Raw genomic sequence first — 11,102 nt, forward strand, 5'->3', positions numbered from 1 at the left:
ACGCCAAGTTCTTTTAATTTGGCTTCAGCTTGTTCCTTAGTCAGCGTGCCATCGCGAAGCTGATCCATAATAGCTTTGGCTTTTTTCTTAGTGGCTGCATCTAGATTGCTAAAAGGACCACCTTTATGTTCAGGGAAGTCTACGCCAAGTTCTTTTAATTTGGCTTCAGCTTGTTCCTTAGTCAGCGTGCCATCGCGAAGCTGATCCATAATAGCTTTCGCTTTTGCCTTTGTACCAGCATCTAAATTGCTAAAGGGGCCTTCTTTATGATGCTGAGGTAAGCTTACGCCGAGTTTCTGTAATTTTTCCTGTGCTTTTTTCATGATATCATCAACTTTTTGTTGTGTTGCATCACTCGTAGTTGTTGTATTGCCATTTGTTCGCTCTACGACTGTTGAAGAGCTTGTTTCATCTTTGCTTGCTGCAAATGCCGTGGAATTTGCAGCGGCCATAACTCCTAATGTTAAACCGCTTGCCATGATATAACCCAATAGTTTCTTTTTCATGCTGTTGTCACTCCTTAAAAGTTATAGGGGTGTGGTACAGAGCTGTCCACAATTGTTAATGTAACCACCAATAGTGAAAAAATGGTGAAAATAGATAAAAAACGAAAAAATATAGACGTTTGTTGAACTACACAGCTCTTTTATTGGATAACACAATGAAATCCGATATGATTTTATCTAAACAACAGTAAAAAAGAATGGAGACTTTATATAGATGAATGTTCTTAAAAAATTGGCAATAGCTTTGATAGTTGTGATAGCGGTAAGCCTGGTATTTTTGTTTCGCGATGAGTTAAAGCCAGGTCCAACGCTAGAAGATTTTTCAGGAGCAGCTGAGTTACATCCTGTCGTAGAAGAAAAGAAAAATAAACTTGTTCAACAAGCAAGTGACCAAGGAATCTCGATTGTCATCACGGAAGGTTTCCGTTCAAAAGAAGAACAAGATAAGCTTTATGCAAAAGGCAGGACGGAAGAAGGCAACATTGTGACCTATTCAAAGGGCGGCCAGTCCTACCACAACTATGGACTAGCTATTGATTTTGCTATTCAGTCAAAAGATGGACGAGTTATTTGGGACATGGAATATGACGGTAATAACAACAATAAATCTGATTGGATGGAAGTTGTAGCTATAGCAAAAAAATTAGGATTCGAATGGGGAGGAGATTGGAAAGGGTTTAAAGATTATCCGCATTTTCAAATGAGTCCGGAAAATATAACAGACGACACACGCTAATAAAGCGTGTGTTTTTTTAAAAGAACAACATAATTTCATTATATTTATGTCAGAACCTCTACCGCGACTGAAATCTTGTACTTTCTTTTTTGTTAATTTTTTGACAAGAGAATTATATATATTAATATAATAAAAACATAAACGGATGAGTAGAAAGAAAAGTGATTAGAGAAAAATGCCCTATAAAAATGAAAGACAATTTGTATAAAGATATGCGTTAACTAATATAATCTATTGATTAAGCTTATACAAGTACCTTCAGCCTAGCGAACGTATGCTTACATATCGGGGGATGCCGACAAAACCTTTTATTTTTCTAGCATATTTTATTTGAAGATAGTTCATTTTGATTACAAAAAAGAGATAATTTGTCAACTGTTGACTTTTTTTTGAGGGTAAGAATATAATTTTTTATATATTTTAAATTTTTAAAATATTTAAATATTTATTGTTGTTCGCAGATTAGGAGGGGGAAAATGATTGTTTTTGACGGAGTGAACAAATATTACGGTGACTTTCACGTATTAAAAGATATCAATTTAACGATTAAAAAAGGGGAAGTTGTCGTCGTAATTGGACCGTCGGGTTCGGGTAAAAGCACGATGCTGCGATGCATAAATTATTTAGAAACAATATCTAACGGACAGTTAACGGTAAATAATATATTGGTCGCGGATAAAAAAACAAATATTAACAAACTGCGCCGCAATATAGGTATGGTGTTTCAGCATTTTTATTTATATCCGCACAAAACGGTTTTAGAAAATATCACGTTAGCACCTATGAAAGTATTGGGACAGTCGTCAGAAGAAGCTAAGAAAACAGCTCTATACTATTTAGATAAAGTCGGAATCGGTGAAAAAGCTAACGCCTACCCGTCCCAGCTTTCAGGCGGCCAGCAGCAGCGGGTAGCTATTGCGAGGGGACTCGCGATGAAGCCAGAAATTATGCTTTTTGATGAGCCTACCTCTGCTCTTGATCCAGAAATGATTGGAGAAGTGCTGGATGTCATGAAAACATTGGCTAAAGAAGGAATGACCATGGTAGTTGTAACTCATGAAATGGGGTTTGCAAAAGAAGTAGCGGACCGCATTGTATTTATGGATCAAGGAAAAATCTTAGAAGAGGCAACTCCGGCTGAGTTCTACGAAAACCCGCAAGAAGAAAGGGCACGTTTATTTCTTAGCCGTATTTTAAATCATTAATTGTTTAATAGGGGGAGTAATATGAAAAAATCAAAAACGTTTTTAAAGGCAGCTGTGCTTTCATTAGCAGCGGCTATGATGTTAGCGGCTTGTGGAGGAAAAAGTGAAGAAACGAGTGGATCATCAGCTAAAAAAGATGCGCTCACTGAAATTAAAGACAGAGGGAAAATTGTCATTGGTGTTAAAAATGATACGCGTTTGTTTGGCTTAAAGAATCCAAAGACGGGTGAAGTAGAAGGTTTTGATGTTGATATTTCTAAGCAGCTGGCTAAAGAGATTTTAGGAGATGAAAACAAGGTAGAATTTAAAGAAGTTACGTCCAAAACAAGGGTTCCTCTTCTTCAAAAAGGAGATATTGACGCTGTTGTTGCAACAATGACCATCACAGATGAGCGTAAAAAAGAAGTGGATTTTACGGACGTGTATTTTCAAGCTGGCCAGTCTCTTCTTGTGAAAAAAGGCAGTAAAATTAAAAGCGTTGATGATTTGAAGAAAGGTACTAAAGTGTTGGCTGTTAAAGGATCAACTTCAGCTATTAATATTCGCGAAAAAGCACCGGAGACAACGGTATTAGAGTTTGAAAACTATGCAGAAGCATTTACCGCTTTAAAATCTAAGCAAGGAGATGCTTTAACAACTGATGATGCTATTCTTTATGGAATGGCTGATGAAGATCCTTCTTATGAATTAGTAGGAAAGCCGTTCACAGAAGAGCCTTATGGCATTGCTGTGAAAAAAGGAAACAAAGAGCTTGTAGATGCATTAAACGATGCGCTTAAAAAAATGAAAGACTCTGGAAAATATGATGAAATTCACGACAAGTGGATCAAACAATAAGCGTACAGTTTTCTTTTCTCAGGATGAGCAGCATTATGCTCATCCTGCTTGTTTAGTTGAAAGGAGGAAGAAAATTGCTGGATTTTTCAATTCTTACGAACAATATGGATCTTTATTTAGAAGGTTTTAAGTACACCATTATCGCCAGTCTGATTGCTTTAGTGGCCAGTTTTGTACTTGGTACAATCATTGCGGTAATGCGAATAGCCCCTCTCAAAATAGTAAATGTAATTGGCACTGTCTACGTAGAGTTTATTCGAAATATTCCACTTGTGGTTATCGTCTTTTTTATTTTTATTGTGGCAGGAATCAGCGGTACAGCAGCCGGAGTGCTGGGATTAACTATTTATACGGCGGCTTTTATAGCCGAAGCCATACGAGCGGGAATTATGGCAGTTCCAAAAGGGCAGCTTGAAGCGGCGCGTTCATCCGGCCTTACGTACGGTCAGGCTATGCGATTCATTATATTGCCTCAAGCCATTAAAATTGTCATTCCTCCTCTTGGGAATCAATTTATTAATTTAGTGAAAAACTCATCCGTGTTAGGGATTGTTGCTGGTTTTGATTTAATGTATCAGGCAGATCTTGTTTCCTCTCAAACTTATGTAGTGTTTGATGTGTATATTTTTGTTGCTCTGTTTTATTTAGTTCTAACCATTCCGTTGAGTTTAGGAGTTGGTTATCTTGAGAAACGTCTTGGTAAAACAAGCTGAAAGGAGTGAAAGTGATGGATTTTATGGGTGCTTATTCTCCTGATCACCTTTCCTTCTTAATGGAAGGATTTTGGGTCACTTTAAAAGTGGCATTCATTTCGATTGTGTTAAGTTTTCTTATTGGAAGTATAGTAGGTATTTTAAGGTATGCCCGCATTCCAGTTCTGTCTCATGTACTCGCTTTTGTCGTAGAAATTATCCGGAATTTGCCGCTTCTTTTAATCATCTTTTTTACATACTTTGCTTTACCTGAAATCGGAATTGATATGGAAATTACGTCAGCAGCGATTGTGGCCCTCACTGTATTTGAATCTGCTATGATTTCAGAAATTATCCGAAGCGGATTAAAATCAATTGAAAAAGGACAAATTGAAGCGGCACGTTCATCAGGTTTAAACTATTATCAAACGCTTCGTTTTATTGTATTGCCACAAGCTTTGCGACGAATGGTACCTCCTTTAGTTAGTCAATTTATTTCATTATTAAAAGATACGTCGCTTGCAGTGGTCATCGCGCTTCCTGATTTGCTGCATAATGCTCAAATCATTTATGGACAGAAACAAAGTTACGTGGTGCCGATGTTTTTGATCATTGCGATGATGTATTTTATTGTAAACTATGCTTTATCAGTCATTGCACGAAGACTAGAAGTCAAAAGGGTGTAGATACTCTTTTGACTTTATTTTTGGAAAATAAATAACATTGACAATGCATTGTTGCAACGCATAAAATGACTAAAGTAACAGTGATTAAATGAGATTATTTTCATTCATTATATAGAAGAAAAAAACAGTGTTGGTCCAACCCCTACTGAATATCCGGTAGGGGTTTTTGTGCAAGAAGTGATTTGGTTAAACTAACACGTAAAATGAACAGAAGGGACGGGCATTATGGGAAAACAAGATCAAAATTTAAAAAAAGGTCTGTTGCCTCGTCATGTGCAGCTCATTGCACTTGCCGGCATGATTGGGACAGGCATTTTTAAAGGTAGCGCTGACACGCTAGGTATTGCAGGACCAAGTGTTGTACTTGCGTATTTATTTGGCGGCCTTATCTTATTTATTGTAATGACAGCACTAGCGGAGATGGCAATTGTCTATCCGAATATGAACGTACAAAATTTAGTGCATAAGGCATTCGGTACGCAAACCTCTTTTATTGTAGGGTGGCTGTACTGGGTAAACTGGATTGTTGTGACGGTTGTTGAACTGCTTGCGGGAGGAAGCTTTTTGAAGTTTTGGTTCCCTTCTGTACCTCTTTGGCTCTTAAGCTTTCTCTGTGCAGTGCTGATTGTAGGGATGAATTTATTTCAAGTGAAGTATTACGGAGAAATTGAGTTTTGGTTTGCCGGTATTAAAGTAATTGCTCTTACTGCTTTTATCATTTTGGGAGCTTTCATTTTATTCGGTGTAATTCCAAGTGATGTGCAAAATCCTTGGGCAAATTATACGGCTCATGGAGGCTTTTTCCCTCACGGCATGAGCGGTGTGCTGAGTGCCTTTTTAATTGTGATGTTCTCTTACGGGGGAGCTGAACTAATTGGTGTGGCCGTAACGGAAACAAAAGATGTAAAAAACGTTTTACCGAAAGTAATTAAAGGCACAGTATGGCGAGTGATTGGCTTTTATATTTTGCCTATTTTAATTATTTGCGGCCTTATGCCCTGGAATTCTGTATCGGGGCAAGACAGTCCCTTTGTGCAAGTGTTTAGTATTACCGGTCTGCCAGGTGCGGCTCACATTATGAACTTCGTTTTATTGACGGCCGTTTTATCAGCAGCCAATTCAGGGATGTATGCAACTTCGCGTACGCTCTATGCTATGGCTCAAAGCGGAGAAGCATCAAAGCGCTTCTTGAAAGTTTCAAAAAATGGCATTCCGATTAACGGTTTGATGATTACGGCTGCTTGTATTTTAATGGGTTTGTTTTTAGCCTATAAGACGCCGGATAATGTAATTAGTTATTTAATGACTATTCCAGGTTTCACGATCATTCTCATTTGGGTGAGCATTTGTTTAGCTCAATTAAAGCTGCGTAAAGGGTATAAAGAAAAGCCGTTTTTTGCCTTAAAGTGGTTTCCTTATACAACGCTCTTTGCAACAGCAGCACTGCTTGTTATTTTTGTATCGTTCATGTTTAACAAAAACAATGTGATTGGATCAAGCGTATGTGCGGTTATCCTGGTCGTACTCCTTATTTTTTCATTTATTAATAAAAGCCGAAAAGAAAAAAAGTTTGAAGTATAGCAAAAAGGCAATATACTAGAAAGACGAGGGTAAAAGCTTGTCTTTCTTTTTTTGCAGAAATTTCTGCATCACGTTACATATTTCTAGATGAAATGTTTAGTTAAATAAATAAAGGATGAGGACTACAATGGAATCAAATAATGTATTAAAAACAAACTCAAAGAAGAAATCAAAGCACTTAGCTACGATTTCTTTGGCGATTATGGGAGTGGGCTTCGTTGCCACAATGCCTTTTGGTGATTCAATTTGGGGTCGGTTGCTTCAAGGTGGATTCGAAGCTGGATTAGTCGGCGGCTTAGCGGATTGGTTTGCTGTTACGGCTCTTTTTCGTCACCCTTTAGGCATTCCTATTCCGCACACTGCCCTGCTTCCTAAAAACAGACAGCGTATTACAAAAGGGTTAGTCTCAACGCTTGAAAACGACTGGCTGTCAAAAGAAAGCATTCAAGAAAAAGTAAAAAGAATTGCGTTTACAAAACGTTTGCTTCCGATTGTTCGAAAAGGCGTTCATTCGGAAACGATTCAACAAAAAGGAACAGCACTGCTTGTTGATGCGATTAATCGTGTGGATACAGAGAAAGTAGTTCCTATTATTGAAAAAGAGCTCAAGTCATCGCTTTCAGCAATAGAGTTAAAGCCTATTGTGCATTCGGTTGTTGGAGAAGTGGTTAGAAATCAGTATGATGAAAAAGCACTTGATGTTCTTTTAAATAAGGGAGAGGGCTGGATTAAAAAAGAAGAAACCCAGTATCAGCTCGGAAGTATTGCTAAAAATGCGCTTGATAATATTGAGCTTGACGGTATTTTACAATTTGCTCTCAAATCATTTCAAAGCATGATTAACGAAGAGAAGCTAGGGTCTATTTTGCAAAATCTACTGCTTTCTATTACAGGTCGTCTTCGTAATGAAGATGATGAATATCGCCTTGCTTTGGTAAATGGAATTAGAAAAGAGCTGCAAGGCTTGGAGCACAATGAAGAGCTTCTTGAGAAATTAGAAGCATGGAAACAAAAAACGATTAATGAATTAAATGTAACGAATAAATTAACAGAAATCGTCGATAAAATGAAAGCGAAAGTGACGGCATTTATTGAAAGCCCTGAATTTATGAAAAGCTACGCCGTTCCTTACGTAGAGAGCTGGCTGAATGCTCTTGAAGTGGATGCACAGCGTCAAGAAGCAATTGATACGGCTATTCAAAAGCAAATCATGAGTTTTGTAGACGAGAATCATTCAAAAATTGGGCAGCTTGTTCAAGAAAACTTAGATAAATTAGATGATGAAACGCTTGTGGATATGATGGAAAACAATGTCGGAAAAGATTTGCAGTGGATTCGAGTGAACGGAGCTCTATGTGGATTCTTGATTGGTATTGTGTTAACGGTTATTAAATTAGCGGTATAAAAAAGAAGCACGCTCCTTTTGGAGCGTGCTTTTTCTATTAATCATCTATTTCTACACTGATTACGTCACCGTTTTTGGCATCTACTGAAACAGTTGCTTCACGTTTATCGGCTGTGTCAATTTCAATTTCATATACTAAACGGTTGTTTTCTTGGTCTAAATCCGTTTCGTTAACGGTTCCTTTAGCACTCTTTAAAGCTGTTTTGATTGCTTGATCTAATGAAATAGCAGGGGAAACGTTTTGAAGATTCTCTTCTTTCTCATCTTCATCGTCTTTTTGTTCTTCATCAAATTCAATGATTTTACCGCTGCTGCTGTCAATATCTACATCGTATTCTTTATTACCTTTTGTGATGTCTACTTCATATTGTTTAACGCCGTCATCTACGGCCAATTGGATATTTGTAATGTCACCGCCGTCTGTTTTTTGCAGGGCAATGTCTTTTGCCTTCGCTTCTTCAATCGTTGTTTGAGTCTTGGTACTGCTTTTAGACTGATCCGTCATGGCATATGCACTTGCACCTAATCCACCGACTAATACTGCACTGGCTAAAACGGTTGTAATAACTTTCATATGTTACGGCCTCCTTGGTTTGTTGTTAAGACTATCTTAGCCCATGAACTTTAAAGGAAAAGAAGAAGAAGTTTAAAATTTTCTTAGAAATAAATAAAGGTGTATAAAAAAAGCACAGCTTTTCGCTGTACTTTTAATCGTCGTCATTTTCATAGGTGATGGAATCTACATGCCCAGAGTAAGCGTTTATCATTACTTTAGCTTCTCTTGTTTTAGACTGATCAATTTCGACTTCGTAGAAGGTTTGGCCTTCTTCCTCTTCTATTTCAACTGAGGAAAACGTTCCTTTTACTTTTTGTAAAGCAATATCTCTTGCTTGTTCCATTGAAATGAGAGGCTCGTCGGATGTAGGAGAAACGGGTGGCTGCTCGCTCTTTTTTTGTTCTTCTTCTGTATCATTTTTAGTTTGAGTAGACGTTTGTTTCTCTACTTTTTGTTTGATTAATGACTGGACTTCTCCATTTTCTCCATTTACTGTGATGTGGTATGGAATATCACCTTTAAGCAAAGTGATTCGATAAATCGGTTCATCATCTTTTTGAGAAAAACTTGCATTTTCAATCGTGCCGCCATATTTCTGCTGAATCATACGGCTGATTTCAGACTCGGATAAAATGGTATCAGATCGATTCATTGCTTTTGCTATTCCATAAAAGCAAGCTGAACCAACAGCAAGAAAGATAAGTATAAAAAGCACCGTTTTCTTCATACATTCACCTCCAGTATCTTAAAAAGTAGTATATCAGGCAATTCTTAAAAATCTCTAAGAAACGGTGAGAAATTAAAGAGGAAAGCAAACCGTTACGGATGTCCCTTTTCCTTCATCGCTGCTAATCTCAATACGTCCGCTATGGGCTTCTACAATCTTTCGAGCAATGGATAATCCAAGCCCTGAACCACCGGTTTCTCGATTTCTTGCTTTATCTACGCGAAAAAAGCGTTCGTACACGTTTGATAAGTCTTCTTTTGGAATACCAATTCCTTGATCTGTGACCGTAATCATAAAGCTTTCGCTTCTTGTTATAGTTACTTCCACTGCTTTTTCACTATATTTAATGGCATTATCTAAGAGGATGTACAGCAGCTGCTTTAAGCGTTTTTCATCCGCTGTTACGACGGGATGATCCGTTTTTATATTTAAATAAATGGTTCGTTCAAAAGCTTGTTCTAGATGCTTGATTGTTTGGTTACAGACGGCCGCCGCATCTACGTGTTCCATGTGAAGCTCCCACTGCGACTCATCTTTCGCAAGCACCAGCATTTGAGACGTAAGCTGTTTCATGCGTAAAGACTCAGAGTGAATGGCTTCGATGGCTTCTTCTAAAATATCTGGACGCTTCATCCCCCATCGTTTTAGCATATTGGCATAGCTTTCTACCACGGTAAGTGGTGTTTTTAATTCATGAGAAGCATCCGATACGAACTGCTCTTGCTTTTTATAGTTTTCCTCTAATAAATCCATCATATTATTGAAGGTGTTGGCCATTTGATCTAACTCATCTTTAGAAGAGGAAGAGAGAGCGATTTTTTTGAATGTGCGAGACACTTGAATTTCTTCCATAGTATGAATAAGAGATTTGATAGGCCGCAAAATGATTTTACTTAAAAGCCGTCCGGCAAATATGGTCGGAATTAATATAACAAGAGAGGCAATAAGCAAGATGAATTTTAACGTCTGTAAAGATTGTTCCACGTCTTCGAGTTGTTCCGTGACTTCTAAAGAAACGACTTCACCGTTCGTCCAAATGACCGGAGTATGCGAAATTGCGTATAGGTGGCCGTCGTCTTCTTTGATGGTTGTTTGTTCATTTGAATAATAAGAATAGGATAAGTCCTGAAGCTCTTTCGTTTGATCAGTAACCGATACAACTAAAGGACTCCCTGATTTAGGCAAAATACGAATCATTCCGTTAGGAGGCAAATAGGCACGAAGCAAATTGGCTTGTTTAACCGTCGAACTTGTTTGTTTTAGCCCATTTGTTACGTTGCTTGTTTCTGCTTGCAAACGTTCAATTGCATTGTCTTCCATGGTTTTCTTGAAAATGAAGTAAATCGAGCTGTTCGCAATCACTAGCAGAATAAAAAGCAGCACAGTTGATGTAAGGATAATCTTTGTTTGCAGTTTCATAAGCTACTCCTTAAGCATATAGCCAACGCCGCGCACCGTTTGAATATAAGGTGTTGAAAATGGTGCATCAATCTTTTTGCGCAAATAACGAATGTATACGTATACAATATTGGTGTCGCCGTAGTAATCAAATCCCCATACGTTTGTAAGAAGTTGTTCAAAGCTTAGAACTTGATTGTTGTTTTGAAGCATATAGACAAGCAAATCATATTCTTTAGGAGTCAGCTCAATAGCTTCATTTTCACGCGTGACTTCTCGCGTTTTTTCATTCACAACTAAAGTTCCTAGCTGCAGAGTATCTGCTTCTTTTTCAGCAGGAGATGCTGATGCAGGATGGCGAAGCCAGACGCGGATACGTGCAAAAAGCTCCTCAATTTGAAAGGGCTTTGTAATGTAATCGTTCGCTCCTAAATCTAGTCCGCTTACCTTATCAGGAAGGGCGTCTCGAGCGGTTAATAAGATAACGGGCGTCTGATCATTGTTTGCTCGAATGCGACGCAGTACTTCAAGTCCGCTCAGTTCAGGAAGCATCACATCTAAAAGCAGCAAATCCCAATCGTGTTCTTGAAACTCTGCTAACCCTTCCGTCCCTGTATAAGCCATGCCCGTTTCGTACCCTTCGTGTTCAAGCTCGAGCTGAATCAAACGAGCAATTTTGCGCTCATCTTCTACAATTAAAATTCTGCCTTTACTCAAAAAAATTCCCCCTTGTGTCTATGTATAGTTGCGTACATTATAGCATGGAGAGGATT

General features: G+C 38.1%; 12 protein-coding genes. 7 read left to right on the forward strand and 5 right to left on the reverse strand.

The features are described 5' to 3' along the window. On the reverse strand, nt 1–506 hold a 506-nt coding region (locus ACH0CI_RS23110; RefSeq protein WP_406902326.1), incomplete at its 3' end, for a hypothetical protein. Between the two features lie 214 nt (nt 507–720). Between ACH0CI_RS23110 and ACH0CI_RS23115 the strand changes: the two genes are divergently transcribed. From ACH0CI_RS23115 to ACH0CI_RS23145, 7 genes are all read left to right on the forward strand, one after another. Beyond that, nucleotides 721–1,242, forward strand: a complete 522-nt coding sequence (locus ACH0CI_RS23115; protein ID WP_335706969.1) for a M15 family metallopeptidase — start codon at nt 721–723, stop codon at nt 1,240–1,242. Between the two features lie 476 nt (nt 1,243–1,718). Then, nucleotides 1,719–2,447: an amino acid ABC transporter ATP-binding protein gene (locus tag ACH0CI_RS23120; RefSeq protein ID WP_028410185.1), complete on the forward strand. Its 729-nt coding sequence runs from the start codon at nt 1,719–1,721 to the stop codon at nt 2,445–2,447. A 21-nt stretch (nt 2,448–2,468) separates the two neighbouring features. Further along, nucleotides 2,469–3,284: a transporter substrate-binding domain-containing protein gene (locus tag ACH0CI_RS23125; RefSeq protein ID WP_033580702.1), complete on the forward strand. Its 816-nt coding sequence runs from the start codon at nt 2,469–2,471 to the stop codon at nt 3,282–3,284. A 74-nt stretch (nt 3,285–3,358) separates the two neighbouring features. Continuing rightward, the gene (locus ACH0CI_RS23130; protein WP_013055074.1) at nt 3,359–3,997 is read left to right on the forward strand and encodes an amino acid ABC transporter permease; all 639 of its coding nucleotides are present in this window, start codon (nt 3,359–3,361) and stop codon (nt 3,995–3,997) included. A 14-nt stretch (nt 3,998–4,011) separates the two neighbouring features. Then, on the forward strand, nt 4,012–4,662 hold the full coding sequence (locus ACH0CI_RS23135; RefSeq protein ID WP_033580703.1) for an amino acid ABC transporter permease: 651 nt from the start codon (nt 4,012–4,014) through the stop codon (nt 4,660–4,662). Between the two features lie 225 nt (nt 4,663–4,887). Next, nucleotides 4,888–6,243: an amino acid permease gene (locus tag ACH0CI_RS23140; RefSeq protein ID WP_406902327.1), complete on the forward strand. Its 1,356-nt coding sequence runs from the start codon at nt 4,888–4,890 to the stop codon at nt 6,241–6,243. A gap of 127 nt (nt 6,244–6,370) precedes the next feature. Beyond that, nucleotides 6,371–7,648, forward strand: coding sequence for a DUF445 domain-containing protein (locus ACH0CI_RS23145; RefSeq protein ID WP_335707344.1), 1,278 nt, complete (start codon nt 6,371–6,373; stop codon nt 7,646–7,648). 37 nt (nt 7,649–7,685) lie between these two features. Here the strand turns inward: ACH0CI_RS23145 and ACH0CI_RS23150 are convergent, their stop codons facing one another. From ACH0CI_RS23150 to ACH0CI_RS23165, 4 genes are all read right to left on the reverse strand, one after another. Next, nucleotides 7,686–8,222, reverse strand: coding sequence for a PepSY domain-containing protein (locus ACH0CI_RS23150; protein WP_335707345.1), 537 nt, complete (start codon nt 8,220–8,222; stop codon nt 7,686–7,688). 133 nt (nt 8,223–8,355) lie between these two features. Continuing rightward, nucleotides 8,356–8,931 (reverse strand): PepSY domain-containing protein, encoded by a 576-nt coding sequence (locus tag ACH0CI_RS23155; protein ID WP_406902328.1) that lies wholly within the window; start codon nt 8,929–8,931, stop codon nt 8,356–8,358. A 72-nt stretch (nt 8,932–9,003) separates the two neighbouring features. After that, nucleotides 9,004–10,350 (reverse strand): HAMP domain-containing sensor histidine kinase, encoded by a 1,347-nt coding sequence (locus ACH0CI_RS23160; RefSeq protein ID WP_406902329.1) that lies wholly within the window; start codon nt 10,348–10,350, stop codon nt 9,004–9,006. Nucleotides 10,351–10,353: 3 nt separating this feature from the next. Further along, a complete protein-coding gene (locus ACH0CI_RS23165) occupies nt 10,354–11,046 on the reverse strand; it encodes a response regulator transcription factor (RefSeq protein ID WP_033580709.1) in 693 nt (230 codons plus the stop codon). Nucleotides 11,047–11,102 lie beyond the last annotated feature (56 nt).

Source organism: Priestia sp. 179-F W1.4 NHS, assembly GCF_045369295.1.
In the GTDB taxonomy this organism is placed as follows: domain Bacteria; phylum Bacillota; class Bacilli; order Bacillales; family Bacillaceae_H; genus Priestia; species Priestia zanthoxyli.